This is a genomic window from Lactobacillus sp. ESL0261, from assembly GCF_003693025.1.
Classification (GTDB): domain Bacteria; phylum Bacillota; class Bacilli; order Lactobacillales; family Lactobacillaceae; genus Lactobacillus; species Lactobacillus kullabergensis.
In genome coordinates this window covers 23,119-49,909 of sequence record NZ_REHN01000014.1, presented here as the reverse complement: position 1 = coordinate 49,909, position 26,791 = coordinate 23,119, and the positions used below count along the sequence as shown (strand labels likewise).

The window sequence follows — 26,791 nt, the reverse complement described above, 5'->3', positions numbered from 1 at the left end:
AAAAATTATTAAATTAATATAATTTAATTTTCGAATTAACGATCTTTTTATTATTATGCATTACCTTTTTCAAAAAGGATTTCTTGGCGCCACAGTTGACATACAGGTCTACTTGAGGAAGGTGGGTACTATTGGAAAGATTGCCTTTGCGTGAAGCCTTCTGAGTAAACCACCGATATTTAGCATAATGTGGGCTATTGAAGTGCATGTCATTTTTAAAACGATATTTTTTCCCTGGTTTAAGGTGAGAGAGATCAAAGCAAAATCGCATTAAATAAACACGACCATGTACAAACCTTTTGTGGTCGATGTTATTTATGTAAATGCCATCTTCTTTAGCAGAAAGTCCCGTCGCCTTTTTATTAACAACATATATGCTTGGAGTAAAGAACATTGGCTTTCCCGTGTTAACTTTTAGATGTCGAGTGAAAAAAGTAACATTTCCTACCCAATCACTATAAGCCTTTTTAGTAGAATTAACGTTATAATATTTTTTATCAAAAGCTGCTTTAATTGTTATAGCAGATGCACTAACGCTTTTAGGTGAAAATAGAATAAGGCCAGTCAATAGCATAAAAAAAGTAGCAATAATTTTAACAACTGATTTTTTCTTCATTATTTATTTCCCTTTAAAAACAGAATAAGAATATACGGATAAATTTATAGGTCATCGCCGCCAATAATAAAGTCGTAATTTGGATATTTGTGATCTTTTAACTTTTTGGCAAGTTTAGCTGTCTGATACCAGTGACTATCTACATACCAATAAACATTCTGATATTCTGCATAACCTAAAATTTTATTTCCATCTAATTTAGCAACGTTATACCAATCAAGCGTACCTTCGTCAGGGTAACCCCAAATGCCAACTCCTGTCCAAGTATAGCCTTTTTGAGTCATTTTATTTGATAAATAAACCCAAGATCTTGTTTTTTTACTAGGTTTAGGCATAACCTTAGGTTTAGCTTTTAACAATTTAGGATACTGGTGGCCGTTTTCGTAATAAATTTGTTTTGTTTTAGTGAAAGTCATCTTATCGATTTTCTTTGTCTTGGAATTATATGAGTACCATGTCCCACGCCAGCTTTTAGGAAAAACTGCCTGGGTTTGCTTAGCTTGCACATTACTTGGCTTATTAATAAAACTGCCAATCGTGCCAACACTTATTAAGGCAGCTACCAACATAATCACTTTTTTAAATTTCATTTTTTATTACCTCTATACAAAATTCAACTTTACTACAAACAAATTATACGCTTTCTGTACTTCGTGTAACACTTTAAAGCGGATAAAAAAGCATAAATAAAGAAATACCAGGCAACTAATTGAAAATATATAAGCTCTGCTTTCAGATTTAGGCAAGGCAAAACAGCCTTTGATAAAGATACAAAACCTTTTATAGTTTGAACACAAAAAATCCCAGCGCTGACTACCTAACAGAACTGGGATAACATTATTTTAACGGAAAAAGCAAATTATTACCATATTTGTCAATGATTTAGGGATAAAATTTAAATTGCTTATTTGTCGCCATTCATAATTGTATTTTTAACAATTACATAATCAACTAATTTAATTGAACTAAGATTTCTGCCCCCGGCATATGAAATTGAGGATTGCAAATCTTCCTGCATCTCTTTTAAGGTATCGGCAATGTGGCCGCGGTAGGGAACGAGCATTTGTTTACCTTCAACATTGCGATAGGCACCTTTTTGGACTTCAGAAGCTGATCCCCAATATTGCTTATAGGTTTTACCGTTAATTTTGATTACATTACCAGGGGACTCTTCATGCCCTGCAAGCATTGAGCCAATCATAACCATGGTGGCGCCAAACCGAATTGACTTCGCTATATCGCCGTTATAACGGATACCGCCATCAGCAATCAGCGGTTTGCTGGCTACTTTACTGCACATTCTTAGCGCAGCGAGTTGCCAGCCACCAGTGCCAAAACCGGTTTTAAGCTTGGTAATACAAGCGCGGCCAGGACCAACACCAACTTTTGTGGCGTCTGCTCCTGCACCTTCTAATTCACGCACAGCTTCTGGGGTCGCAATATTGCCTGCTGTTAAAAAAGTATCTGGCAATTTTTCTTTGATGTATTTAATCATATCAATAACATAGATAGAATGCCCATGAGCTACATCAATCGTGATATATTCAGGCTTAATGTTTTCAGCAACTAGCTGATCGATAAAATCATATTCGCCTTTTTTAATACCAACAGATATAGAAGCAAATAGACCTTTTTCATGCATCATCTTGATAAAAGCGAAACGCTTTTCAGGTTGAAAGCGGTGCATGACATAGTAGTAGCCGTTTTGGGCCAGCCAAACCGCCAAGTCATCGTTAATTACGCTTTCCATATTGGCAGGTACGACTGGTATTTTAAATGTTCGGTTTCCGAACTTAACACTGGTATCTGCATCATGACGGCTCTTAATGATCCCTTTATTCGGAACAAGCTGGATATCATCATAATCAAATGCTTCCATACTGAAATAATTGCTCATAAGTAAATCGGCTCCTAAATAAATATCTTTACAAACGAAGTAACTATAATCAAAAATGCTTTTTTTGTCAATATAAAAATCGAACTATTGAAAATATAACCACTATAATAATTCGCATTTAAATTTGACTAAAGAATGGTAAATTGCTAGACTATTTACGTGATATTTGTAGAAATTTAATGAGGTGAATAAATATGACAGCAGTTGCAGTCGTTGGTAGCCAATGGGGCGACGAAGGAAAGGGCAAAATTACTGATTTTTTAAGTAATGACGCTGCCTATACTGTTCGTTCCAATGGTGGTAATAATGCTGGCCATACTATTGAAATAAATGGTCAAGATTTTAAGATGCGTTTAATTCCTTCAGGTATTTTTGCGTCAAAAGAAGGGGCCGTAATTGGTAATGGCGTAGTTATTAATCCTGAGGTTTTATTTAGCGAATTAGAGAATCTGGCTGAAAAGGGAATCGATACCAGTAAATTAAAAATCTCTAACCGGGCTCATATCATCATGCCATATCATATCAAGCAAGATGAATATCAAGAAGAAGCAAAAGGTGATCAAAAAATCGGTACTACTAAAAATGGTATCGGACCGGCTTATATGGATAAAGCATCCAGAATTGGTATTCGCGTTTGTGACTTACTTGAGAAGGATACTTTTGCAGCTAAATTACGCGCTAATTTAGAGCAAAAAAATGAAGTATTTACCAAAATTTATGGCAAACCGGCACTGAAATTTGAAGATATTTTTGACAAATACTTTGAATACGGTCAGAAAATGAAGAAATACGTCACTGACACTTCAGTGCTAGTTAACGATGCTCTGGATAATAATGAAAAAGTACTGTTTGAAGGTGCGCAGGGAACTATGCTTGATATAGATGAAGGGACTTATCCATTTGTTACTTCGTCAAACACAATTTCAGGTGGAATTGCCAGCGGTATCGGTGTTGGTGCCAACCGGGTAAAAAGTGTCATTGGTGTTTGCAAAGCTTATACCACCCGTGTTGGTGCTGGTCCTTTTCCTACTGAATTACTAGATGAAACTGGTGACCGTATTCGCGAAACTGCTCATGAATATGGCACAGTTACCGGTCGTCCTCGGCGCGTGGGCTGGTTTGATTCAGTTGCTTTACGTCACGCCAAACGCGTTTCTGGCATCAATGGTTTAAGTCTTAACTTGCTTGATATTTTTAGCGGTTTTGACACTATTAAAATTGCAACTGCTTATGAACTTGATGGTCAGAAAATTGATTACTATCCTGCAAGTCTAAAAGAATTAGACCGCTGCCAACCTGTTTACGAAGAATTACCTGCTTGGAAAGAAGATATCACAGGTGCTAAGACTTGGTCTGATTTGCCAGAAAACGCACAGAAGTTTTTAAACCGTGTTTCAGAACTTGTAGGCATACCTTTAGTTACTGTTTCGGTAGGCCCTGATCGTGAGCAAACGATCGTTTTACAAAATCCGTGGGAAATGTAATTTATGCTAGAACGTTATACTCGCCCTGAAATGGGTAAAATATGGTCTGATGAAAACAAATATGAAGCATGGCTAAAAGTAGAAATTGCTGCTACCAATGCTTGGAGTGAATTAGGGGAAGTGCCTCAAGCAGATGCTGCTAAAATTGCCCAAAATGCCAGCTTTACACCAGAACGGGTGGCAGAATTGGAGCAGGTAACCCACCATGATGTGGTTGCTTTTACACGAACGGTTTCTGAAAGTCTGGGCCCAGAGAAAAAATGGGTGCACTTTGGCCTGACTTCGACGGATGTTGTCGATACTGCGCAAGGATATATCCTAAAACAGGCAGATAGAATTATTCGTCAAGATCTGCATGAACTAAAAAATACGATTGCTGAAAAAGCACGTAAATATAAAAATACGGTGGAAATGGGGCGCACGCATGGTGTGCAAGCTGAGCCCACTACTTTTGGCTTGAAATTAGCTCGCTGGTATGCGGAAATTAATCGTGATATTGAACGCTTTGAACATGCAGCAAAAGGAGTAGAATCGGGAAAAATTTCCGGAGCCGTTGGGACTTTTGCTAATGTGCCGCCAGCTGTTGAAACTAGTGTTTTAAAGCAGCTAGGCTTAACCCAGCAGCCAATTACCAGTCAAGTATTGCCACGCGATTTACACGCTGAATATATTGCGACTTTGGCGCTAATAGCCACCAGTATTGAAAATTGGGCAACCGAAATTAGAAGTCTGCAACGCTCTGAAATTCACGAAGTAGAAGAACACTTCCGTACAGGGCAAAAAGGCTCTTCAGCGATGCCTCACAAACGTAATCCTATTGGCTCGGAAAATCTTTGTGGTATGGCACGGGTTTTACGCGGCCATATTATTACTGCTTATGAAGATGTATCACTGTGGCATGAACGTGATATTTCCCATTCCAGTGCTGAACGGGTAATTTTACCTGATACGACAATTGGTATTGATTATATGCTCAATCGCTTTAACCGCATTTTGACTAACCTTGATGTTTTTCCAGAAACCATGCTTAAAAATATGGATAAAACTTATGGCTTGATTTATTCACAGCGCTTGCTGTTAAAATTGATTGATGAGGCTGGTCTTTCTCGTGAAAATGCTTACGATATGGTCCAAAAATTAACCACGAGATCTTGGAATGAGGGAATTTCCTTTAGAAAATTAGTTGAAGACAGTCAAATTATGAATTATCTTTCTGAAGACGATGTCGCTGATGCTTTTGATTATCATTACCATTTGCGGCATGTAGATGAGATTTTTAAAAAAGTTGGTTTAGAATAAATTAATAAATAAAAGTTCACTTGAATGTGAACTTTTTTTATACTCAAAATTAAATTTTGGATAAGTCCGGTTTAATGTAAGCGGTTATGTGATATTATTAACATAAACGCAAGATAATATTTAAAGATTGAAAGGCAAAAATTTAAGTCTTTTAAGCTAGAATAAGATTTTTTTAAAAGAGGCAATCATATGATAGTTAATGATCATACATATTATGATGCAAGCTATGATGTAGTAGTTTTAGGTTTTGGTGGAGCTGGAGCAACTGCAGCTCGTTTTGCGGCTGATAGTGGTGCTAAAGTGCTGATAGTTGATTCTGCTCCAGAAGGTCACGAAGGTGGCAACACAAGGTATGCTGCTGAACTTGTAGGTTATAGCAGCAGCGAAGAGGATTATCGCGCTTATTATGAACATTTGGCCCAGCACTTTAATATTGATCCTGAAATAGAGGATACAGTTGTTCATGGCATTACACACATGAAAGAATATTTCAAAAAGTACCTGGATGTTGCTAATCCCGTTAGCTATAAAACCATTTTAGGACTGCCAGAAGATGCTGTAATTGCCGATCATCCTAATCTACCAGGTGCTAAAAGCTATGACATGATCACAATAGAGAAGGGTATTTTTAACGCTTCATTGTGGAACATTTTACGGCAAAAAGTACTTGATCGTAGTGATAAGATTGATGTTTGGTATTCTGCACCTGTTAAGCATATTCTCCAGACTCCTGGTAGGAAAGTTGTGGGAGCCCAAATTGAACGTGACAATGTTTTATTAAATATTTATGCCAAAAATGGAGTGGTGTTAGCCACTGGTGGTATCGAAAATAATCCACAAATGATCCAAGACTATATTGGCTCACACAAGTTAGTACCTTTGGGTTCGCTTTATAATAAAGGTAAGGGCATTGACCTTGCTCACGAAGCAGGTGCGGATATGTGGCATATGTCAATGTATGCGGCCGGTGGAATGCAACAAGCTTTTGCTTTTTATGAACCTGGGATGAAGCGTGCACCATTTTATATGGGTAACCCAATCTTCTATACAGGCAGTATTTTTACGGTTGGCGATGACGGCACACGTTACTTTAAGGAAGATCAAGGAGCACGTGAAGGCTATGTAGAAAATCATGGTTCATGGTATAAACCATTGAATCCAATTCACCCTTACTTTGTCTTTGATCAAAAGCAATATGACAAGATCAGTGAGATTGATACTTTCCCTGATAATAAAGCACTTAATTCCGTCCTTAAAGCTGATTCTGTTTCTGAATTAGCAGAAAAGATGGGAGTTGCTGCGGATAAACTGCAAAGTACAATTGATGAATTTAACTTTTTTGCCGAAAAGAAGCATGATTATGCTTATCATCGTGATCCTGCTACTTTAAGTGCATTTTCTGAAGAGGGTCCGTATTATGCTATACCGCTAGTACAGACTATTGGCTGGTCTGAAGCTGGTCCTAGAAGAAATGCCCGAGCTGAAATTCTTGATCCTGAGCACAAGCCGATTCCACATTTATATGGTGCTGGTGAGCTGGGCAGTAATATGTCTAACTTATATCAAGGTGGTTCGGATTTGGGCGACTGTTTGATTTTCGGTAAAATTGCCGGTCAAAATGCAGCCCATCCTAAAGACGATATCGCAGAAGTTAATGTACCTTCTCCTAAGAATGAAAAGCCGTTAAAGCCACGTCCACTTGCTTCTGATATTAAGAAAGAAGAATATCCGACTGGCCCTGAACAATATATTGGTAAATCTACTAAAGGAATGGGAGATGAAATTATTGTCAGGGTAACAGCCGATAAGCAAAAGAATCTCAAAAACATCGAAGTTCTGAAACAAGCTGAATCCGATGATTATGGTCAAAAGGCAATCAATGAATTACCGGCAAAGATGGTTAACGCAAATACAGTTGATGTCGATGCAATTTCTGGTGCCTCTAATACCACTAGAGGATTAAAAGACGCTGTGAGGGATGCATTAAGCAAAATTAAATAAATAGTTGTTTGGAATTTAGAAGGGTTTGAAAAACCCCGGCTTCTCTTAGAACAATTAAAAGGCATTGAATAATAAAATGATATGACCCCCAAATTTGTCCTAATTTTGGGGTTCACATCAAAACTCAGTGCCTTTTTCATACTTGTCCTTGTTGTTCTCTACCACATAAATTTCTTAAGATTATTTAAATCAGTTACCGTTAAGTTACCAATACCTTTTAGTCTTGTTTTATCAATTCTTAGCTGATAACGTTTATTACAGTCTATCCATGATTCCTTGTTAAGGCCAGACTTTTGCCAATCGGTGATTTTAACATACTTTGCGCGAATGCGTTTTGATTTATTCTGATATTTACTGGTAATTTTAAATACATAATAAAATTCATCATCCTGCTCAATATATAAAACTGGCCGACTTTTTCCGTTTGGTACATCTTCGTATTCAAGGTATGTTATAAAAATATCGCCCAAATTCATTAACTGGTCTCCTTAATCTGCGAAAAAGTCAGCTATTTCTTCGGAGGTTTCAACCTTTTGTGCAGGAATTTTACGACTAGCTGCAATAATTTCATCTTTTAGATGGTCATAGTCATCAACTGAAAATGCTACAGGTAGTTTGCCTTTGTCAGCAATCTGTGTAAGCATCATTGAAATCACATCATTAGGTTTAAGACCAATTTTTCTAATAACTAGCTCTGCTGTATCAGCTATTTGTTTGTCTATATTAACAGAATATCTTTTAGTAACAATCTTAGTTGCCATAATTTGCCTCCCAAAATTATTTTATTAAACAAATAATATCATAAAAATACCAAAAATAGCATATTTTAGGCACTTATTGTAAATTTTAGTCTAAAATTGTCTTAAATAAAACCATATTTTAGCCGTATTTCGTACTAAAGCGAATTACGGCTTTTTACTGCTCTTGAATTTTTCTGCTTCTTCTGAATCAAAAAAATATGCCACTTGGTTTCTTATAATTGCCACTTAGTTAAAAGTGCTAGATTTTACATTAAAATAAGCGTTTAATTAAATCATCAAGTGATGAAGGGCAGGTGAGAAGCGTGAAAATAAAAATAGAACTGGATCCGGATCTGGATAATGATGAAACTAGTGTAACTATCCGTGCTAAAGCTGTGACACCAGAAGTTGAACAAATTTACCGTCAACTTCAAGGTATCAGTCAACATCCTGATCAAATAGAAGGTAAAAAAGATAATGTGTCCTATTACTTGAGCATGAATGAGATTTTATTTTTTGAAACAGAAGATAAACAGGTAATTGCACATACTGCTAGGGATGCCTTTACCGTGGACTATAAACTCTATGAACTAGAAAAATTGCTAAATAATCAGTTCATGCGGGTATCTAAGTCAACAATTTTAAATTTAAATCAAATTTATGCCTTAACACGTTCGATTTCTAACTGTAAGATTAATTTTCGCGATTCTTATAAAACTGTCTATGTTTCACGTCACTACTATCACAATTTGAATGATAGGTTAAACGAGAGAAGGTCATCATAATGAAAAAATTTAAACTTAGAGAAGTATTTTGGGGCATTGCTCTAGTAGCAGCTGCCGTATTCTTAGTCCTTAATCAGCTGCATCTGCTTTCATTTCATTTAAAAGTCAGCATGATTATTTGGACGATAATATTCGGAGCAGCACTGATCGAAAGCGTGGCTAATAAAAGTTTGTTTGGTACAACTTTTTCCATTGCCTTTTTATTAATTGTTTACGCTGAACCCTTGCATATTACCAAAATTGTACCGTGGACGGTCTTAGTGGCGGCGTTATTAATTTATTTAGGCTTAACGCTGATTTTTAAGAGAAGCTGGTTTCCCAGGATAGTCTATTTTAACCAGAAAAAAGACGGCAAATGGAAGAACTTTAGCAATAATCGCTCAAGAATTGATAATAACGTATTCAGTAGCGGTACTGGAAAAGTTGATGGAGAAGATATAGTAATCAATCAGCGCTTATCATCAGTTTCGCGCTACGTTCATTCACAAAATTTACGCAGTATAACAATTAATTCTTCTTTGGGTGAAGTTGAAGTCTACCTTGATCAGGCTAAAGCTGCAGGCGATGTAGTGACCGTTGACATTAGTGGCACTATGGGTGAGATTGAAATTTACGTTCCAACTTCATGGAAAGTCAACAGTGATAACTTAAACCTAGCTCTGGGAGAATTAGATATTAATGACGAATCTACCGGTGACGGTCCTACATTGATGCTAACTGGGCATTTCAGCATGGGTGATGTGGAAGTTAATTATATTTAACTTGGGGAAAATAAAATGGTTAATTTAAAACAATTACATGATTATGTCAAAGAAAATTATGAAGCCGGAAACTATAAAGATGCTGAAAAAGCGTATAAAAAATGGCATGATACCACTGATTATACCTATCATGCAGCAAAAACTGCTGTGAAAAAGAGTTCTCTCAGTGATTATCAAATGGGTTATGAACAAGCCAAAAAGGACTATGCAGAGAGTCATTCTTTCAAGGCTTTTCCTAAAAAAGGTGTTAACTTAGTTAATCGTGTTACCCAGAATAAAGCAATTGAAATAGAACGCTACATTGACGGCTACAATGATGCCAAGGCCAAAATTTTACGGGCGAAAAAATAGTCCATAAAGGAGATTATTAATTATGTATGGCTCATTATTAGCCAATGTAAGTCCAGATAGAAAAATTAAGGAAGCTGTAGAACAATTTCCTCAACATACACAAGCCTATTATCTGGAAAATAAGCCAGTCGGATTAATGACATGTTGGCAAAATGCTTTTCACCCTTATTCCTTAAATTTTGCGGGCTATCTTGCACCTAGATTAACCAGCGGTGAACAAATGCAGGTTTATGAGCAAATATTGACAGATTTAACGGCAAAAGCCCAAAAGAATCACCAAAACGCATTAATTACTTATGATTATGCACCGCAATTACTCTTTAATGCCATTGGTCAAAAAAATGGTTTTAAGTTAATCAGAACTACTGTAGAACCCCAGATGCCCTTGAAAAGGGCACTGAAAAATATTCTAATTGCGACAGATTTACAGATGGTCACTCTACACGAAATAAAAAAAGATTCTGTAATGATGAATAGGCTAGCACAAGTGAGTTTCTCCGATTATCAGAAAAATCATTTAGCAAATCCGGTTGCAAAGATACCTCTTAGTGAGTGGAGCAAAACCATTTTCACTGATCAACTTGAACACGCCCCCTTAGCGCTAATTGCTGCTGGACAAATTAAGGCGTATTGCTTTTCTTTTGAGGATACCCCTCAAGAATTGACTTTAGGATGGATGGGTGCTGTTAAGCCTAATTTATTAGACCAATTGCAACAGCAATTGCTAAATTGGGCACAAGCAAAATATCAAACCTTAAGTGGTGAATTTGACTCTACGGACCCATTAGCAACGAGGACTTACAGAAAGTATGCGTTTAATCTGTGCCCAGTTTATGAAACGTATTTAAAGGAACTGAACTAGAAATTTAAAAGACACCGTTATTCAAATAATGGCGTCTTTTTACTTGTCTATAATTGGTAGCGGTAAAAATAATAGGGGATATTCCAACTTTGTGAATCAGCTGCAACTAAATCATCATTCATTAAGTATTTAGGCAATAATGCAATTGCCTGGCCTTTTTTGACCAGCTCTAAAATCATTTCCAGTGAATCAATTTCAGTGACACTGTTTTTATTCTGCGTTAATTTGAGAGTCAAGTTACGAAACGGACAATTTATGTCTGCGTTTATGGCAACCGGTACATTTTTACTTTCCTGCTTTTTGCCTTTTAAAAAACAGGCTTGTAAATGACTTTTCTTGATTAACGAATATTGGGGTAAAGTGATCGGAGTAAAGGCCCAGACCATGTCATAGGGATGCTTAGTTAATAATTCTTGAATTTCATTAGTACTTTTAATAATGACTTCATATTGATCAAGTGCAAACTGTTTCTTTTGAGTAATAACATAGCCAAAAAGCAACTCAGAGATTAAAACTTTGGGTTTGTTACTGGTTAAATCGTCTTTTAAATTCTGATAGTTTTGTAGTGCCTTAGTCGCAAAATGATACATTTTTTGCCCTTTTTTAGTTGGTCTGACCCCTAAATTAGAACGCACAAAAAGTGGCGTTTTCAGTTCTCGCTCCATTGTTTTGAGCCTGGCCGTAATGTTGGATTGAGTGTAGCCCAATTTTAGTGCCGCTTTATTCAGTGATCTAGTTTCATAAATTGTTTGGTAAATATATAAATCGTTAAAATTCATAATACTCCATATCATTAAAAGTGATAACCCTATTACAATCTCGGATTATGCAGAGTGAATTTGTTTTAATATACTAATTTTGTAATCTAAAGGGGGAACTTATTATGACTACAAAAATTGGTATTAATGGTTTTGGTCGCATTGGTCGGCTTGCTTTACGGCGAATTTATGAAGTGGCCAGTGACGACATCGAAATTGTCGCAATCAACGACTTAACCTCACCAGCTATGTTAGCACATTTATTAAAATATGATACTGCGCATGGTCAATTTAATCATGAAGTAACTGCTACAACTAATAGTATTGTAATTGATGGTAAAAATATTCCGGTTTATGCGGAAAAAGATGCCAGCCAAATTCCGTGGGTTAAAAACGACGGAGTTAAAATAGTACTTGAATGCACTGGATTTTATACTTCAACTGCAAAATCCCAAGCTCACCTTGATGCCGGTGTTAAAAGAGTATTAATTTCTGCTCCCGCAGGCAATATGAAAACTATTGTCTATAGCGTAAATGATGATCAACTAACTGAATCTGATCAAATTATTTCCGCAGGCTCATGTACCACTAATTGTTTAGCACCATTAGCTCAGGCAATGAACGATGAATTTGGCATTCAAGTGGGAATTATGTCTACAACGCATGCCTACACAGCTTCACAAATGTTGCAGGATGGCCCTGATCGTGGTGGCAACGTCCGTAATGCTCGTGCCGCTGTCGCTAATGTTATTCCGCATTCAACTGGAGCAGCTAAAGCTATTGGCCTAGTTATACCTAAACTGGATGGCAAACTTACGGGTATTGCTCAACGAGTCCCTGTTATTTCTGGTTCTATTACTGAACTAGCTGCTATTTTAAGAGAAAAAGTTACGGTTGAAGAATTTAACGCTAGAATTAAAAAGCATACCGAAGGCAATGCTTCTTTTGGCTATAATGACGACCAAATTGTCTCATCAGATATTATTGGCACTGAATTTGGTTCGGTCTTTGATCCAACTCTTACCCAAGTTGAAACTGGAGATAATGGGGTACAACTAGTCAAAGGTTACGCCTGGTATGATAATGAGTCCGGTTTTGTAGCCCAAATGATCAGAACACTGCAAAAGATTGCACAGCTAGGTTAATTCCAAAAATTAACTGATATTTTTATCAATTTATAACTGTTTATCATCAATAAAAAATGGTTCTGCCAAGTGCAGAATCATTTTTTGTGTTTTTTAAATATACTAGTCATTTTTCAACCATGGCGCTGTGAGCATTTGACTAACGGTTTGCTTAATATCATTGCTTTGGGCAATCAAAGAAATTACTGCAGCCCCAGCTGCCTTAGTTTTAGCGATTGCGTTTAAGTCGCTAGCGGTAATCCCACCAATAGCAACAATTGGCCGAGCAGTATTTTTAACCAGTTGGCTTAAGCCGACAATACCAATTTCGGGATCAGCGTCACTTTTAGATTGGGTGGCATAAATTGGACCGCTGCCATAATAATCAATTCCGCTAATTTTATTGGCTTGTTCAACTTGCGTTAAATTCGAGCAAGAATAGCCGATAATCATTTGACTGCCAACTTCTTTAATGACCTGTCTGATTTCTTCATCGCTTTGACCAACATGGACGCCTTCGGCATGAACTTGTTGTGCTAACTGAACATCATCGTCAATGAAGAAGGGCACGTGATATGCATAACACAATTGGTGCAGCTTTTGCGCCATAGGGAGCCTCTCGGCTTCACTTAAAGTTGAATTAGGACCCTTGTCCCGAAATTGAAAAGCAGTAATACCTGCAGCAAGTGCTTCTGCGACTATGCCCGGTAAAGTTTTACCTTCTGGAACGTCCTGACTGCCACAAATAAAGTAAGCATGTAAAAAATCAGTGTTAAAGTCTTTCATTATTTCTCCTAAATTACTGAGCCCAATGATTTAAAGGGCCGTGACCATGACCAACTTGAATAGTTTCTTTAATAGTTTTGGTAACGTACTTTTTAGCAATTTTAATTGCTGACGGTAAACTTTGACCTAAAGCCAGCTGAGCCGTAATTGCTGCAGCTAACGTGTCACCGGTACCATGGGTGCGCTCGGTATGTATCCTGGAACTGCTGACCCAAAGATCAGAACCATCAGCAAATAAAGCATAATCTTTTACTTCTGCGCTACTTGCGTGGCCGCCTTTAATTAGCACATTTTTAACTCCCATATCTTGTAATTTATGAGCTAATTCTGAATATTGGCCTTGATCTTGTACCTTGATGCCAGTTAAAGTCTCCGCTTCTGGCAAGTTGGGTGTTATTAGATCTGCTAAAGGCAGCAGCTCGTTCTTAACGGTGGCGACAGCATCTTGACTTAATAATGGTGCGCCCCCCTTAGCAATCATCACTGGATCTATGGTAATAGGACCAAAGTCATACTTTTGCAAATTAAGTGCAACTTGGTGAACGTGATCTGCATCGCCCAACATTCCTGTTTTACAAGCACGGATGTGGAAATCTTCTGCCAAAGAGGCGAATTGGGCATCGATCATTTCTAAAGGCAGTAAAAAAGATTTCTGGACGCCCAAAGTGTTTTGTGCTGTCACTGCTACTACAACAGCTGTACCAAATACTTTTTGCATTTGAAAAGTTTTTAAATCAGCCATGATCCCGGCACCACCACCAGAATCTGTACCGGCAATGGTTAAAACTTGGGGAAAAGAATTAATTTTTTCAGTCATCATAAAGTTCCTTAATCAAAATCAGCAATTTGTTCAATATCTGCAACTTTTACTTTATATAAATAATCCATGAGATACATGCCAAAAGTAGCGGGCCCAACATTGGGGTGATCTTGAACTACTAATTGACCGGCACAACTGAAAACTAAAGCACCTATCTGCGCTGCTTCAAACGGATCGTCAGTGACTGCTGTAAAAGCTGTCACAATACTGGTTAACATGTCACCAGAACCCACATGGGTTTTAAAAAGGGGTGAACCATTATGAACATGGGCTATTCTTTTACCGTCGCTAATTGTATCTGTGGAGCCGCTGGCAATGACCGTACAATGATATTTCTGAGCAGTTTTCATAGCAATTTCATCAATATCACCAGAGCCGGAGCCTGCATCAATGCCCTTTGAACTCCAATCAAAGCCACCTAAGGCAGCTATTTCACCAATATTGCCCCGAATAATACTGGTATGAAAAGCCCATAAAAGTTTATCTGTGATTTTATAACGATACTCTACGGCACCAACGGCTACAGGATCAAATACTATGGGTTTATTGTATTGGCGTGCCAAATCTTCCACTTTTTTAATGTGGTTAATTTGCTCTTTGGTTAAACAGCCAATATTAACTGCTACGGCGGAAGCCATTCGCACTATTTCTTCGGCTTCAGCGACCTCATTGCTCATAATTGGCGAAGCACCAATAGCATTAACGGCATTGGCCACGTCTTGAACTGTTACAAAATTAGCAATGTTGAAAATAACCGGGTTTTCTGCTCGCAATTTGTCTAATAATTCTAACTGCATTTTATTACTCCTAATTTAATATCCTTAAAATTTTTGACTAATAAAAAAACTTTGGCATATGGAAATGCCAAAGCTTAAGCAGTTTTGACACGTTCCTACGCAAGTATTAACTTACAGGTTCAAAGGGTCTGAAAAATTTTCATCTCAGCCAAAAAGGCACCCCTCGTGTTATCGCTTACAATTATAGCGTATTTTATTGCTTATTACAACGTTAGGTTGATAAAGATACTATTTGTTTATGTCATAAGTACTAGAATTTTAGTTATTATTAAAAATGTGCTAAAAAGCAAAAAAAGGATAGTGATTATAGTTAATTTTGAATAAAGTGTAGTTAGTAATAATTAACAATTATTTAATTTGGAGGAGAATAATCATGAATTTCACTGATCGACTACACGAAGCGGGGAAGGCATTGTGGCATAAAAGTATGGTGCATCCATTTATTAAGGAATTGCAAAGTGGCGAACTTCCAATTGCAACTTTTAAATTTTATCTGTTGCAGGATCGCTATTATTTAAGAGAATTCAGCAAATTGCATGAATTGATTGCGGCAAAAACGGATAATCAGGAAGTAAAGGAATTTTTACTGGCAGGGGCGCAAGACTTGAAAGATGTCGAAATATCAGTGCGCGGCCATTTTTTTGAAGAATTAAACATAACTGCGACTGAAATTGCTGAAACTCCGGTGGCGCCAACAGCTTATAACTACGTTAACCATATGCATATGACGTTAAAGCGATCTGGTGTTAAACCAGCGGTGGCAGCACTTTTACCATGTTACTGGCTCTATCAGGAAATTGGCCAAAAAATGGCAGAAAAGGGCTCACCGGTTTCTTATTATCAGGAATGGATTGATACTTATGATGGCGAGTGGTATGGTGCCAACGTAGCAAAAATGCTGCATTTAACCAATTCTTTGGCTGAAAGTGCCACTAATGAAGAACTTGAGCAAATGCAAACTGCATTTGTACGCAGCAGCTATTATGAATTGCAGTTTTGGCAGATGGCTTATGAAAAGCAAGATTGGAAGTAACTTCTGTAAAAACCGCTTTTATTTTATTCTTACTTGTCTTTAGTCAATTTCATAATAAAATTTTGATATTGGACAATGTAATTATTGTTCAAAGTCCCAGGAAAGTGTGCAACTTGGAGAAAATAATGTAGATTTACCTAGTACTGTTAATGGTGATTTAGGAATTTCTAAAATGTGGGTTACTAGTGGCAGCATATATTATGCACTAAAAGCAACTGATCTTAAACCTGTATTTCTAGTCTATAATTGGTCTGGAGAGCTAACAATGCACTACTATGCTAGTGGAAGCAAAAAAGCAAGAACCGTCAGTTATAGTGCTCGCGGTATAGGCCGATGCCAAACTTAGCCGCAATATTCTTATTCTTGCATTCGTAGATGACATGGCTATGCCACTTTAAGCGGCAAAATTGATGGCTTCATAGGAGATATAATGTTTCCGAGCACCGCCTTTTAAATGAGAATAATAAAAATGAATGATGAACAATTTTTTAAATTAAGAAAGATACTAGATTTTTTAAAAAAACAAGCTCCGACAGCTATTATCGAAGAGAATGTAAATAGCGTTGAAAATTTTAAGGCAGAATCTGTTGATGAGTATAATAGAGCAAAAAGTTATCTTGGCGAAAATAATAGTTCGTTTAAATCTTTTCATGTAAGTGTGGATTCCGCAAAAGATTTCTTGCGTTTATTGAATTTGCTGGGTGCAATACATGCCAATTTTAATATACGTTCAAAGCCTTTTATAATAGAAGGAGAAGAAAGCAGCAAGGTGCTAAAAAGAGAGAACGACTATTATAACAACTGGATGGAGTGTTTTTCAAACTATGAATTTATGATAGTTGATTTTGATGAAACTGCTTTAGACCAGGATCAATATTACGGTTAATTTCATTAATTCATCAAAAAGGCAGTAACTGATATGACCCCAAATTTGTCCTAAATTTTGGGGTCATATAGCTTAAGCTGCCTTTTTTAGTTCAGTTATTTCGCATTGTTAAAATCATTATATTAAAAGCTAATATGCTATTATTCATCAATTTTTTTAATATAAATTAATTTTGCTTTTCTTAATATGCCACGATCTTTAAATAGAAAGCCATAATATCTACTATTAATTTTTCCGACATAATAAAGCGTATCATAAGATCCTTGATTATCAGTAGTTATTTTAACAGAAGCAATTTTTTTATTATGTAAGCATTTATATGTGTCTAAGTTATATGAATATTTTCTTTCGCCAGCACTAAGATATACGGTTTTTTCTAAAGAATTAATTCTATAATAATGTATAAAGCCCATTCCAATGCCTAAAAAGAGAAATGTTAAAATAAATACAGTTATAGTTTTTGTTATTTTTTCATTTTTGCTCATTTTTAATATGTTAGGAAGAGAGAAAAAATTATGAAAACAGAATTTAAAAAATATAAACAGTCATCTTTATTAATAGTAGCCTTAATTATATCACTTTTGGGGTTTTAAGAATTAATGCCGTTTTTGCATCAAATGATAATATGCCTGAGATGAATAATACATCGGCAGAGCCTTTTGAGCTTGTCGCAACATATAAAAAATATAGCAACAATTGACAGCGCAGTAGTTATTGAGGTCAAAGGTGACGATGTAACTCTCATTAAAATATATGGAAAATAAAGATATTCCTGAATTAGCCTACAACAAAAAATCATTCCTTTTGTAAATAATCAAATTCGAAAATTGCAATTTTGACCACTACACCCCAATTCAGCAATTTACAGCCTGCCAAAACTATTGGTAAAGATTGGAACGATGTGCTAGTTAATAGTAAAAAACAAGAAAATTCTACTATGCGGAGATACAATTAAATAAAGACAAAACAGATAGTGTTGTGATTTCCAATAAGCAGGTAATACAATCCACAGGTATAGAACTTGAATAGCACTACTTTAAAATCTAATATCGCTTTTTACCATATATCACTATAAAAGTGATTAAATATGGTATAATATAAGTAAAGATATTGGAGGCTTTAAAATGAGTGCAACAATCGTTAAACTACTCAAAAGCAAAAATATAAGCGTCGCTAAAGTCGCTGAGGCCAGCAACGTCCCACTTAGTACTTTAAGAAACTCAATTGTTAAACCAATTGAGACCTGGTCAATTAGGGTCCTTAATGCCTTTGCAATCGCACTTAAAGAGAAGCCAGGAGATTTACTCAATATGCTAGAAACACAACCATATATTTTAGATATAAACGATGAAACGCAGACTATCCAAGGCGTTTTCATTGCTAATAAAGAAATTTACCAACAAATTAGAACTGTCGTGGAAGTCAACCACCTGGAAGGGTGGAATCCTACAGAATCAGATATCCAGGAATTGCTTGATGAAGCTATCCAGCCTGATCCAGTAGTAGCTGAGCGCTTTGAAGAAATTTGGGGCAAGGATAATGAGTGATTGGATTAGTGAAACCTTGTATTCAAATGGCGTCCTAAAAAATAAGCTCCATATCCATGACCCAAAGGAGTTAGAGAAAAAGGAATATGAGCTATCCGCTCGGAATGCTTTGTTCTTGTTGCAAAAAAAGCCCCAAATAAACGATATCGGAGACCTTAAGAAGGTACACCAATTCTTATTTGGTGAACTATACGATTGGGCCGGTAAATATCGCCCCGGCAATTTCAATAAAAACGGGTATGAGTTTTTTGATCATACCAGATTCGATTTTGCCGAAAAAGATATTAATAACATGCTGCACAAGCACCCCGCGAGAAAGCCTTTGGCTAACAAAGACTATGCTGAGCTGCTAGACGCAATTAATTTCATGCACCCGTTTAGAGAGGGCAACGGCCGTAGTTGCAAAGTTTTTCTTTCTGCATACGCGGCTAATCATGGCCAAGTAATTGACTATCCGCGAAGAAACAAAGAGATGATTGAAGCGCAAAATGAAGCTAATGTTGACAAAATTGCTAAACTAATTAAAGTCGAAAACACACCCAGCCGCAATCGAGCGTTCCAAGTACTGCAAAGTGCTGGAAAGACACTTAGCCAAGCTGAACTTGCCCAAAAATACGCTGAACAACAGGAAAAAGAGCAGCAGGGGCTTGATCATGACGATAGCCTTGGATTAGATTAGAAAGCAGGATAAATCAATTGAAGTATGAAGACAAGTTCAGACTAACGCCCGAAGAAAATAGACGCTTTGCCAAAACTAATTTAACCAAATTAGTCTTCACGAACTCACGCTTTGAAGGCCTGACTACCACTATGCCACAGACCCAGACAATCATTGATGGGTCTGGGTGTTGATGGCATTCCAATCGATGATATTAATATTATCGTTCAACTTAAGCGCGGTTGGCAGTTTGCCATCAACGAAAAAATGCCCCTAGACTTAAACTTCGAAAAGAAGCTTAATAAGATTGTTGCCCGCGATACGGCTGCCTTTCCAGGATATTTGCGTAATGGATCAGGCGGGGTGGAAACGTACCAAGGCGAGTTTGAACCGCCTATGATTGAAGAGGGCCAGGAACAGAAATATTTAAAGCAGCTGCTAGCCAGTGATAGTACTGTCACCGATAAGGCACTGACCCTGATGTATCACAATATGCGCCAGCAAATGTTCTACGATGGTAACAAGCGAACTGCTCCACCCTGATAGTTCTGCCAAAGATAATAGATTTCAATTTTATCTTGCTTAGACAATTTAGACATAAAAATATGACCTGCGAAATTGTCTTAATTCGGGGTCATATCATTTACTAAGCCTAGTAGCATTTTTGTAATTAATTTGTTTTAGCTGCTATTCGCTCATCATGCCATTCAAGAATCATCTTTACTATGGCGTTAGCGACATTCAAGTTTTTTAACAACGGTCCGTGAGAATAGGTACCAATGAAATTGCGATAACGCAGGCCTTCAACGTGGTCTTGCGGGTTGTTGCCGTAGCCTTCAATCATTTCTCCTAAGGGATGCAGCTTATCCTGATCGTCAAAATAAGTTTGCCCAGAATGATTTTCAAAGGCCTTGACTTCGCCCCATTCACTCATGTAGCGGGTGTCTCCAATCATGCGCTTATCTGCCTTAAAAACGGTATGGAAAGGTAGAATATCTAACCCTTTGATTGTCACACCAGCATTAGTTTTGTAATAAGTACCAACGAGTTGGTAGCCACCGCAGACCCCTACCATAGGTTTGCCTGCGTTAATATATTTGGTTAAAGTTTCCTTATGACGCGGTAAATCTTTGGCAATAACAGTTTGTTCGAAGTCCTGCCCACCGCCAAAAAAGACAAAGTCATAATCAAAAGCGTTAAATTGATCACCAAGAGAAATATTATCAACTTGTGTATCATAGCCCTGTTTTTTTAGCAAAAACCTGATAATTTTAACGTCGCCAGAATCACCATAGGTGTTCATCAGGTCTTCGTATAAATATGCAATCTTGATTATTTTGTTCGCCATTGTTTACCAACCCCTATTTTCTTGTTTAAAGTATATCTTAATAGTTAGAAGTGGGCAAAGAATAGTTATTTAAGATTTTGCTGCGCTGCAAAATGGTTAATTGGACCGTATTTAGAACCAACTGCAATTGGGTGAGCAATAGCTTCATAAGTAAAATCTTTAGCAGTTTGTACGCTGGCAATAATTGATTGGCCTTTTGCTAATTCAGCAGCAATTACTGCTGATAGTGTGTCACCTGTACCATTAATTCTATCTGTATTAATAAACGGCTTGGTAAATTCGTGAAATTTTCCGTCTGCAGTGAGTAAAATATCTGTTACTTGCGACTGCGCAGAATCATCATGACGACCTTTCATTAAAACATTTTTGGCTCCCATATCCTGCAATTTTTTGGCTCCCTGATGAATTTCATCTTTGGTAGCTAAATTCAAACCGGTTAATTTTTTCTGTTCGTAAAAGTTAGGCGTAATAATGTCAGCCAGTGGCATTAACTGCTCAAGAAAAGCCTGGTAGGCATCGTCATCAAGCAAGGTATCACCGTGTTTGGTCATAATAACCGGATCGAGTACGATCTTACCCATATCATACTTGTGCAAATTAGCAGCAACACAGGCAATTACGTCCTTGTTAGCCAGCATACCGGTTTTAAGTGCGTCAATTTTAAAATCATCGTTTAGTACGTCAAATTGTTCCTGAATAAAAGAAATAGGCATAACTTCTTGTGCATATATACCAGTTGTATTACCAGCAACGGCAGCTGTTAAAAGCCCCATACCATATACTTGACGGGCATAAAATGAATGTAAATCAGCAGTCATCCCCGCACTGCCATCGCTGTCATTTCCAGCTATTGTTAAAGCAATAATTTCTTTTTTCATTTTCATGTATCCTCTTTTTAACGTAAGCTCTATGTAACCAGTATAACTTAAAATAGGGATAATGTTATAATAATTTCTTGTAAAAGCAAGTCTGGGTAGTAAAATTAGTATAAACCGCTTTCTGTCGGAGAGGATACAAGAAACAATATGCTAAAACAATATATTATGGCAATCGATGAGGGAACTACTTCAACCAGAGCAATGATAATTGATCATCAGGGCAGAAAAATAGCTTCATCACAAAAGGAATTTCCCCAATATTTTCCTCAACCTGGTTGGGTAGAGCATAAACCTGAAGAGATTTGGCACGCAGTCCAAACAACAATTGCCAATGCCATTATTAACTCTGGCGTGCGTCCGGGGCAGATAGCAGCAATTGGTATTACTAACCAGCGTGAAACAACGGTAATTTGGGATAAAAAGACCGGCAAACCCATTTATAATGCAATTGTTTGGCAGTCACGGCAGACAACCGACTTGGCTGAAAAGTTAAAGACCGATGGCTATAGTGAATTGATCCATAAAAAGACGGGATTAATAATTGACCCATACTTTAGTGCTACTAAAATTCGCTGGATTTTAGATCATGTTGCTGGTGCACAAGAAAAAGCCGAAAATGGCGACTTGTTTTTTGGCACAATTGACAGTTGGCTTTTGTGGAACTTAACTGATGGTGAAGTACATGTGACTGACTACACTAATGCTTCGAGAACGATGCTGTTTAATATTCACGACTTAAAATGGGATGACGACATCTTAAAGCTGCTCAATATTCCCAAGGTAATGTTGCCAGAAGTTAAGTCCAATTCAGAAATCTATGGTTATACCAAGTCTTATACCTTTTTTGGTGGCAAAGTGCCAATTGCCGGTATTGCCGGAGACCAGCAGGCAGCCTTGTTTGGTCAGCTGGCTCTGAAAAAAGGAATGGTTAAAAATACTTATGGTACTGGCTCCTTTATCGTCATGAATACCGGTGAGCAGCCGACAGAGTCGGACAATAATTTGTTGACGACTATTGCTTATGGCTTAAATGGTAAAATTTCCTACGCTTTAGAGGGTTCTATTTTTGTTTCGGGCAGTGCTATTCAGTGGTTGCGCGACTCGTTAAAAATGATTAAGACGGCTGCAGATTCGGAAAAAGCAGCCAGACAATCGAAATCTGAAAATGAGGTTTACGTTGTTCCGGCTTTCACAGGTTTAGGTGCACCGTACTGGGATTCAGAAGCACGTGGCTCTGTTTTTGGAATTACACGTGGAACAAATGATAAGGATTTTATCAAGGCGACGCTGCAATCGCTGGCTTATCAAACACGGGATGTAGTGGATACGATGCAGGTTGATTCCGGCATTAAAATTCCAACCTTGCGCGTTGATGGCGGAGCGTCCAATAATGATTATTTGCTCCAATTCCAGTCTGACATCTTAGGCATTAAGATTGAGCGGGCCAAAGTATTGGAAACAACTTCAATGGGTGCAGCCTTCTTGGCCGGTCTGGCAGTCGGCTATTGGCAAAATGTGGCTGAATTAAAAGATATTTTTGTTGTAGGCAAGACCTTTGAACCTCAAATGCCTGAAAGTGAAAAAGAACATTTATATCAAGGCTGGAAGAAGGCCGTAAAAGCTACTCAGATTTTTGCACATGGTGAATAAGTTATTTAAAAAAGGGGGACAAGAAATTGGCACATGATCGAATAGTTGCACTAGATAGTCCGATGAACTTTCGTGATGTTGGCGGTTATCAAAGTGTGACTGGTAAAACAGTTAAATGGAATAAAATTTATCGTTCAGATTCGCTTAGTTCTTTAACGGCCAGGGATCAAGTTAAGTTAGCTAAAATGCGTGTCACTGTTGATTGCGATTTACGCTCTGAATACGAGAAGTCCTCTTCACCGGATATTTCTTGGCCCGATGTGGAATATGTGGACTTGCCAGTATATTCTGATAACGTCAATGATGCCCAAAACAATCGTTCAATCTACCGTTTTTTGCACCATATTCCTGATATGCACAATAATTTTATTGGTCGCATTTACCAGCAAACTCTGCTTAGTTCGCACAGTCAGGAAATGTTTGCCCGTGTTTTTGCGGAGTTGCTGGAATTGCCCGCAGATGAAGCACTGGTCTATCACTGCAGTGCTGGTAAGGACAGAACAGGAATGGTTTCGGCTTTAATATTAATGGCACTTGGAGTAGATGATGATACCATCGCCCGCGATTATTTATTAACTAACGAGTTATATGATTTTGCTGTTTCTCGCCAATTGCCAAGTAATGATGAAATTACGCAAATGGTTTCAAAAATGAATGTAACTAAAGGTGAAGGTATAGCTATTCGCGGCATTACAGAAACAGTCCGTGGCGGCTGGGGCGATTTTCCCACCTTTTTCAAAAAAGTATTGGGCTTTAATGATGATGACTTGGCTCAACTAAAACGAATGTACTTAGATTAGGGGCGAATCGTGATGGTAACCTTGCTTGATGTTGCTAAAAAAGCTAATGTTTCAAAGATGACGGTTTCTCGTGTAATTAATCATCCCGAGCAGGTAACAGAGGAATTACGTATATTGGTTGAGCAGGCGATGGATGAACTTGATTATCATCCTAATTATGTTGCCCAGGCTTTGGTAAATAAGCGTACAAATGTTGTTAAGTTTGTCACGCTGGAGGATATAGATACGACAGAGCCATATTATATGAACCTGTTATTCGGCATCGCACGTGGGTTATCTAAAAAGCAGTACGCTATCCAACTTGTTACTGATAGAGGTCAGATAGAGGATGGCAACTTTGACGGTTATCTCATTACCGGCGCCCGTTCTAGCGATTATGCTTTTTTTGACAACCTTAAAAAGCCCTTTATTTTATTTGGTGAAAATCACCATGGTTATGATTATGTGGATAATAATAATCAGTATGGTGGAGAATTAGCGACAAAATATGCACTTTCGCGGTTATACCAAAATATTATTTTCATTGGCATTGATGTCAGAGAGCCATTTGAGTATTCACGTGAAACGGGCTACGTCAATACTTTACAGAAGAATAAAAAGGTGCCTCAAATCTATCGCATTGCTAATCATAGTCATGCAGCGCAAGAAGTAATCAAAAATAATTTCCACAAGTTTCCTAAAGATACCTGTTTTATCTGTGCCAGCGATCGTATTGCTACGGGAGTGGTCAGGCAATTGCAGGATGAAAAGGCTAAGGTTCCGGCTGACTTTGGTGTGATTGGCTACGATGGCGTTTTTCTGGATCAGGTTTCCAACTTGAAGTTAACTACCGTTAAACAGCCAATTTTTAAAATGGGTGAACTCTTGGCCAACATGCTCCTACGCAAAATTGATCAAAAAGGGTCTCCTCAAGGAGAGGCACTAATTAAGCCTTCCTTAGTTAAAAGAGAATCAACCAGGTAAAATATTTAAGTACAAATAGAAATACACATAATAATCAGATAGCGGACTGATTATTATGTGCTTTTTTAATGGTTAAAAAGGCTAGTCTGTGAGAATTGAAATGATATAATTGAACTCACAAAAAATACAATAGTTTTTTAGGAAAAAACATACCTGAATATACCGAACTACGCTAATTTAATTGAACTAGTGGCGATTTTTTCTGATAGCGGTAACATTGCTATTACCATTGCCTCTCACCAGCTTTCTCAGCTAAACTTTAAGTGGAGGTATAAATTTATGACGCATTGGTATGAGCATGCAATAATTTACCAAATTTATCCTAAGTCTTTTCAAGACAGTAATGATGATGGTATTGGTGATTTAAATGGAATCAGGCAGAGATTACCTTATTTACAACAGCTTGGTATTAATACTATTTGGCTAAATCCTATCTTTGTTTCCCCGCAGGTTGATAACGGCTATGATGTGGCAGATTATTTTAAAATCGATCCCCGAATGGGAACAATGAAAGACATGAAAGCTCTAATTGCTGCTTGTCATCAAGTAGGGATTCATGTGCTTTTAGATTTTGTTTTAAACCATACTTCTGATCAAAATGAATGGTTTAAAAAGGCCAAAAGTGATCCGCATAGTCAATATCGCGACTACTATATTTTTGCAGGTGCAAATAATCAGCGTCCCAATAACTGGGGCAGCTTTTTTGGCGGCAGCGTTTGGGAGCCGGACCCGGCAGGTACGGGCCAATTTTATTTCCATTTGTTCGACAAGCACATGCCCGATTTAAACTGGCGTAATCCTAAAGTAAGACAAGAAATGCTCAAAATTGCGGAATTTTGGCTGGCTCAAGGAATAGATGGCTTGCGCCTTGACGCTTTTATTCATATTGCCAAGACAGATTTACGACAAAGTTTCCCGGTAAAAGAAATAGCAAACGACCAAACGGTAGTTGCCGAACCCTTTTTTGCTAATTTGCCCCAAGTTCAGAAATGGCTGCGCCCATTTTGTGAGCAGATAAAAAAGGATTATCCTGAAGCGTTGCTTTTGGGGGAAGCCGCCAGCGCTAATGTTAATTTAGCAGCAGACTATACGGCAAAAGACCACCATCTTTTAGATAGTGTTGTTACTTTTCGTTATTTTAAGGATGATCAAAGGTACATTGATCCTAACTTGCCTGCAGCTGTTCAACCTAAAGGACTTGACTGGGATGCTTTTAAGAAGACGCAGGTTATTTGGCAACAAACTTTGGCGCAGGTTTCTCAACCTACATTATATTGGAGCAATCACGACATGCCGCGACTGGCTAGCAGAATAGCAAGAACTGGAACACAGGCACGCAGCTTAGCAATGCTGATGTATTTGCAACGGGGAATCCCCATTATCTACTATGGCGAAGAATTAGGCTTAAAAAATCTGCTTTTTACTGCTAAAGAAGAGTTTAATGATCAAGAAGCGGAACGCTTTATCACGAAAGCTGCAGATTGGGGTCTAACAAAAGCGGAAGCACTAAAAATGGTCAGTCAAACGCATAAAATGCCGGCACGAGGGCCGATGCCGTGGACAGCTAAAAAGCCAAATTATGGTTTTTCAAAAGTGAGTCCGTGGCTTGAAGGGCAAAGCCAAAATAACGCTAATGTTCAGGCTGAACTGGATGACCCTGACAGTATGTTTAACTTCTACAGACAACTGCTTAGTTTGAAAAAAATGGCTTTGTTTCAATCAGGTAGTTTTTACTTGCTGGCAACCGCTAATGACAGCTACGTTTATCAGCGGGATTTAGCAAATGATAGTGCAATTGTGGCAGTTTCACTAAGCAGTCAAAAATTAAGAATTAAACTACCTAGTGAATATAGGAAAGTCATGTTAACTGCCGGACAGCATTATTTGAATAAGGATGAATTGATTTTGATGCCGTATTCTGGTGTGGTTTTAAGTAAATAATGGAGG

Annotated in this window: 31 protein-coding genes and 1 riboswitch; of the genes, 19 read left to right on the top strand and 12 right to left on the bottom strand. The window is 37.6% G+C overall.

Translation table 11 applies throughout. The features are described 5' to 3' along the window. Nucleotides 1–13: 13 nt before the first annotated feature. The 3 genes from F5ESL0261_RS09600 to F5ESL0261_RS09590 form a co-directional block, all read right to left on the bottom strand. Nucleotides 14–616, bottom strand: a complete 603-nt coding sequence (locus tag F5ESL0261_RS09600; protein ID WP_122053076.1) for a hypothetical protein — start codon at nucleotides 614–616, stop codon at nucleotides 14–16. 44 nt (nucleotides 617–660) lie between these two features. Then, nucleotides 661–1,206: a hypothetical protein gene (locus F5ESL0261_RS09595; protein ID WP_122053075.1), complete on the bottom strand. Its 546-nt coding sequence runs from the start codon at nucleotides 1,204–1,206 to the stop codon at nucleotides 661–663. A gap of 314 nt (nucleotides 1,207–1,520) precedes the next feature. Next, complete coding sequence (locus F5ESL0261_RS09590) at nucleotides 1,521–2,513, bottom strand: GMP reductase (protein ID WP_122053074.1); 993 nt, start codon at nucleotides 2,511–2,513, stop codon at nucleotides 1,521–1,523. 194 nt (nucleotides 2,514–2,707) lie between these two features. Here F5ESL0261_RS09590 and F5ESL0261_RS09585 point away from each other — a divergent pair, with 194 nt between their 5' ends. The 3 genes from F5ESL0261_RS09585 (at nucleotide 2,708) to F5ESL0261_RS09575 (ending at nucleotide 7,297) form a co-directional block, all read left to right on the top strand. Next, the gene (locus tag F5ESL0261_RS09585; protein WP_122053073.1) at nucleotides 2,708–3,997 is read left to right on the top strand and encodes an adenylosuccinate synthase; all 1,290 of its coding nucleotides are present in this window, start codon (nucleotides 2,708–2,710) and stop codon (nucleotides 3,995–3,997) included. Nucleotides 3,998–4,000: 3 nt separating this feature from the next. Continuing rightward, nucleotides 4,001–5,296, top strand: a complete 1,296-nt coding sequence (gene purB, locus F5ESL0261_RS09580) for an adenylosuccinate lyase (protein WP_122053072.1) — start codon at nucleotides 4,001–4,003, stop codon at nucleotides 5,294–5,296. Nucleotides 5,297–5,485: 189 nt separating this feature from the next. Further along, nucleotides 5,486–7,297, top strand: coding sequence for an FAD-binding protein (locus F5ESL0261_RS09575; protein WP_122053071.1), 1,812 nt, complete (start codon nucleotides 5,486–5,488; stop codon nucleotides 7,295–7,297). A 158-nt stretch (nucleotides 7,298–7,455) separates the two neighbouring features. On the opposite strand, the gene F5ESL0261_RS09570 is transcribed toward F5ESL0261_RS09575, so the two are convergent. Both F5ESL0261_RS09570 and F5ESL0261_RS09565 read right to left on the bottom strand, forming a co-directional pair. After that, nucleotides 7,456–7,773: a type II toxin-antitoxin system PemK/MazF family toxin gene (locus F5ESL0261_RS09570; RefSeq protein ID WP_122053070.1), complete on the bottom strand. Its 318-nt coding sequence runs from the start codon at nucleotides 7,771–7,773 to the stop codon at nucleotides 7,456–7,458. A gap of 12 nt (nucleotides 7,774–7,785) precedes the next feature. Then, a complete protein-coding gene (locus tag F5ESL0261_RS09565; RefSeq protein WP_038524621.1) occupies nucleotides 7,786–8,058 on the bottom strand; it encodes a type II toxin-antitoxin system RelB/DinJ family antitoxin in 273 nt (90 codons plus the stop codon). A gap of 302 nt (nucleotides 8,059–8,360) precedes the next feature. Between F5ESL0261_RS09565 and F5ESL0261_RS09560 the strand changes: the two genes are divergently transcribed. From F5ESL0261_RS09560 to F5ESL0261_RS09545, 4 genes are read left to right on the top strand one after another with little or no spacing between them, the layout of a single operon-like run. Continuing rightward, entirely contained in the window at nucleotides 8,361–8,822 is a 462-nt protein-coding gene (locus F5ESL0261_RS09560) for a LytTR family DNA-binding domain-containing protein (RefSeq protein WP_122053069.1), read from the top strand. Next, nucleotides 8,822–9,583, top strand: coding sequence for a LiaF domain-containing protein (locus F5ESL0261_RS09555; protein ID WP_109586872.1), 762 nt, complete (start codon nucleotides 8,822–8,824; stop codon nucleotides 9,581–9,583). Before F5ESL0261_RS09560 ends, F5ESL0261_RS09555 begins: the two co-directional genes overlap by 1 nt. 15 nt (nucleotides 9,584–9,598) lie before the next feature. Continuing rightward, nucleotides 9,599–9,934, top strand: a complete 336-nt coding sequence (locus F5ESL0261_RS09550) for a hypothetical protein (protein WP_122053068.1) — start codon at nucleotides 9,599–9,601, stop codon at nucleotides 9,932–9,934. Nucleotides 9,935–9,956: 22 nt separating this feature from the next. Then, nucleotides 9,957–10,796: a hypothetical protein gene (locus F5ESL0261_RS09545; RefSeq protein ID WP_122053067.1), complete on the top strand. Its 840-nt coding sequence runs from the start codon at nucleotides 9,957–9,959 to the stop codon at nucleotides 10,794–10,796. A gap of 47 nt (nucleotides 10,797–10,843) precedes the next feature. Here F5ESL0261_RS09545 and F5ESL0261_RS09540 read toward each other — a convergent pair whose 3' ends face one another. Continuing rightward, nucleotides 10,844–11,575 carry a LysR family transcriptional regulator gene (locus F5ESL0261_RS09540; RefSeq protein WP_158595224.1) on the bottom strand — a complete coding sequence of 244 codons (732 nt, stop codon included), beginning with the start codon at nucleotides 11,573–11,575 and terminating at the stop codon, nucleotides 10,844–10,846. Nucleotides 11,576–11,679: 104 nt separating this feature from the next. Here F5ESL0261_RS09540 and gap point away from each other — a divergent pair, with 104 nt between their 5' ends. Next, nucleotides 11,680–12,699: a type I glyceraldehyde-3-phosphate dehydrogenase gene (gene gap, locus F5ESL0261_RS09535; protein ID WP_122053065.1), complete on the top strand. Its 1,020-nt coding sequence runs from the start codon at nucleotides 11,680–11,682 to the stop codon at nucleotides 12,697–12,699. Nucleotides 12,700–12,801: 102 nt separating this feature from the next. Here the strand turns inward: gap and thiE are convergent, their stop codons facing one another. The 3 genes from thiE to thiM are packed head-to-tail and all read right to left on the bottom strand — an operon-like array spanning nucleotide 12,802 to nucleotide 15,081. After that, on the bottom strand, nucleotides 12,802–13,467 hold the full coding sequence (gene thiE / locus F5ESL0261_RS09530) for a thiamine phosphate synthase (protein WP_370448933.1): 666 nt from the start codon (nucleotides 13,465–13,467) through the stop codon (nucleotides 12,802–12,804). Between the two features lie 10 nt (nucleotides 13,468–13,477). Then, nucleotides 13,478–14,281, bottom strand: a complete 804-nt coding sequence (gene thiD, locus F5ESL0261_RS09525; RefSeq protein ID WP_122053063.1) for a bifunctional hydroxymethylpyrimidine kinase/phosphomethylpyrimidine kinase — start codon at nucleotides 14,279–14,281, stop codon at nucleotides 13,478–13,480. An 11-nt stretch (nucleotides 14,282–14,292) separates the two neighbouring features. After that, nucleotides 14,293–15,081, bottom strand: a complete 789-nt coding sequence (gene thiM, locus F5ESL0261_RS09520; protein ID WP_122053062.1) for a hydroxyethylthiazole kinase — start codon at nucleotides 15,079–15,081, stop codon at nucleotides 14,293–14,295. A gap of 75 nt (nucleotides 15,082–15,156) precedes the next feature. After that, a riboswitch (TPP riboswitch) is annotated at nucleotides 15,157–15,255 on the bottom strand. Nucleotides 15,256–15,454: 199 nt separating this feature from the next. Here thiM and tenA point away from each other — a divergent pair. From tenA to F5ESL0261_RS09505, 3 genes are all read left to right on the top strand, one after another. Further along, complete coding sequence (tenA, locus tag F5ESL0261_RS09515; protein ID WP_233560928.1) at nucleotides 15,455–16,114, top strand: thiaminase II; 660 nt, start codon at nucleotides 15,455–15,457, stop codon at nucleotides 16,112–16,114. A gap of 106 nt (nucleotides 16,115–16,220) precedes the next feature. Then, nucleotides 16,221–16,460, top strand: a complete 240-nt coding sequence (locus tag F5ESL0261_RS09510; RefSeq protein ID WP_122053060.1) for a hypothetical protein — start codon at nucleotides 16,221–16,223, stop codon at nucleotides 16,458–16,460. A 123-nt stretch (nucleotides 16,461–16,583) separates the two neighbouring features. Further along, a complete protein-coding gene (locus F5ESL0261_RS09505) occupies nucleotides 16,584–17,000 on the top strand; it encodes a hypothetical protein (protein WP_122053059.1) in 417 nt (138 codons plus the stop codon). Between the two features lie 140 nt (nucleotides 17,001–17,140). On the opposite strand, the gene F5ESL0261_RS09500 is transcribed toward F5ESL0261_RS09505, so the two are convergent. Beyond that, a complete protein-coding gene (locus tag F5ESL0261_RS09500; protein WP_122053058.1) occupies nucleotides 17,141–17,485 on the bottom strand; it encodes a hypothetical protein in 345 nt (114 codons plus the stop codon). Between the two features lie 639 nt (nucleotides 17,486–18,124). On the opposite strand from F5ESL0261_RS09500, the gene F5ESL0261_RS09495 reads away from it, so the two are divergent. The 4 genes from F5ESL0261_RS09495 to F5ESL0261_RS09485 are packed head-to-tail and all read left to right on the top strand — an operon-like array spanning nucleotide 18,125 to nucleotide 19,748. Beyond that, entirely contained in the window at nucleotides 18,125–18,547 is a 423-nt protein-coding gene (locus F5ESL0261_RS09495) for a helix-turn-helix transcriptional regulator (protein WP_084600369.1), read from the top strand. Beyond that, entirely contained in the window at nucleotides 18,540–19,226 is a 687-nt protein-coding gene (locus F5ESL0261_RS09490) for a Fic family protein (protein WP_122053057.1), read from the top strand. Before F5ESL0261_RS09495 ends, F5ESL0261_RS09490 begins: the two co-directional genes overlap by 8 nt. A 17-nt stretch (nucleotides 19,227–19,243) precedes the next feature. Then, nucleotides 19,244–19,399: a hypothetical protein gene (locus tag F5ESL0261_RS10225; protein WP_233560927.1), complete on the top strand. Its 156-nt coding sequence runs from the start codon at nucleotides 19,244–19,246 to the stop codon at nucleotides 19,397–19,399. Further along, nucleotides 19,383–19,748 carry a Fic family protein gene (locus F5ESL0261_RS09485; protein WP_233560926.1) on the top strand — a complete coding sequence of 122 codons (366 nt, stop codon included), beginning with the start codon at nucleotides 19,383–19,385 and terminating at the stop codon, nucleotides 19,746–19,748. The genes F5ESL0261_RS10225 and F5ESL0261_RS09485 overlap by 17 nt, the downstream gene beginning before the upstream one ends. Before the next feature lie 127 nt (nucleotides 19,749–19,875). Here the strand turns inward: F5ESL0261_RS09485 and F5ESL0261_RS09480 are convergent, their stop codons facing one another. Further along, the gene (locus tag F5ESL0261_RS09480) at nucleotides 19,876–20,553 is read right to left on the bottom strand and encodes a type 1 glutamine amidotransferase (protein WP_109586859.1); all 678 of its coding nucleotides are present in this window, start codon (nucleotides 20,551–20,553) and stop codon (nucleotides 19,876–19,878) included. 65 nt (nucleotides 20,554–20,618) lie between these two features. Continuing rightward, on the bottom strand, nucleotides 20,619–21,431 hold the full coding sequence (gene thiD, locus F5ESL0261_RS09475) for a bifunctional hydroxymethylpyrimidine kinase/phosphomethylpyrimidine kinase (protein WP_122053145.1): 813 nt from the start codon (nucleotides 21,429–21,431) through the stop codon (nucleotides 20,619–20,621). Between the two features lie 147 nt (nucleotides 21,432–21,578). Here thiD (F5ESL0261_RS09475) and glpK point away from each other — a divergent pair, with 147 nt between their 5' ends. The 4 genes from glpK to F5ESL0261_RS09455 all read left to right on the top strand — a co-directional run bounded on the left by glpK (nucleotide 21,579) and on the right by F5ESL0261_RS09455 (nucleotide 26,785). Beyond that, complete coding sequence (gene glpK / locus F5ESL0261_RS09470; RefSeq protein ID WP_122053056.1) at nucleotides 21,579–23,081, top strand: glycerol kinase GlpK; 1,503 nt, start codon at nucleotides 21,579–21,581, stop codon at nucleotides 23,079–23,081. A gap of 26 nt (nucleotides 23,082–23,107) precedes the next feature. Beyond that, nucleotides 23,108–23,881, top strand: coding sequence for a tyrosine-protein phosphatase (locus tag F5ESL0261_RS09465; RefSeq protein WP_109586857.1), 774 nt, complete (start codon nucleotides 23,108–23,110; stop codon nucleotides 23,879–23,881). A 12-nt stretch (nucleotides 23,882–23,893) separates the two neighbouring features. Further along, nucleotides 23,894–24,844 carry a LacI family DNA-binding transcriptional regulator gene (locus F5ESL0261_RS09460; protein WP_122053055.1) on the top strand — a complete coding sequence of 317 codons (951 nt, stop codon included), beginning with the start codon at nucleotides 23,894–23,896 and terminating at the stop codon, nucleotides 24,842–24,844. Between the two features lie 279 nt (nucleotides 24,845–25,123). Then, nucleotides 25,124–26,785: an alpha-glucosidase gene (locus tag F5ESL0261_RS09455; RefSeq protein ID WP_122053054.1), complete on the top strand. Its 1,662-nt coding sequence runs from the start codon at nucleotides 25,124–25,126 to the stop codon at nucleotides 26,783–26,785. The last annotated feature ends 6 nt before the right edge of the window (nucleotides 26,786–26,791 follow it).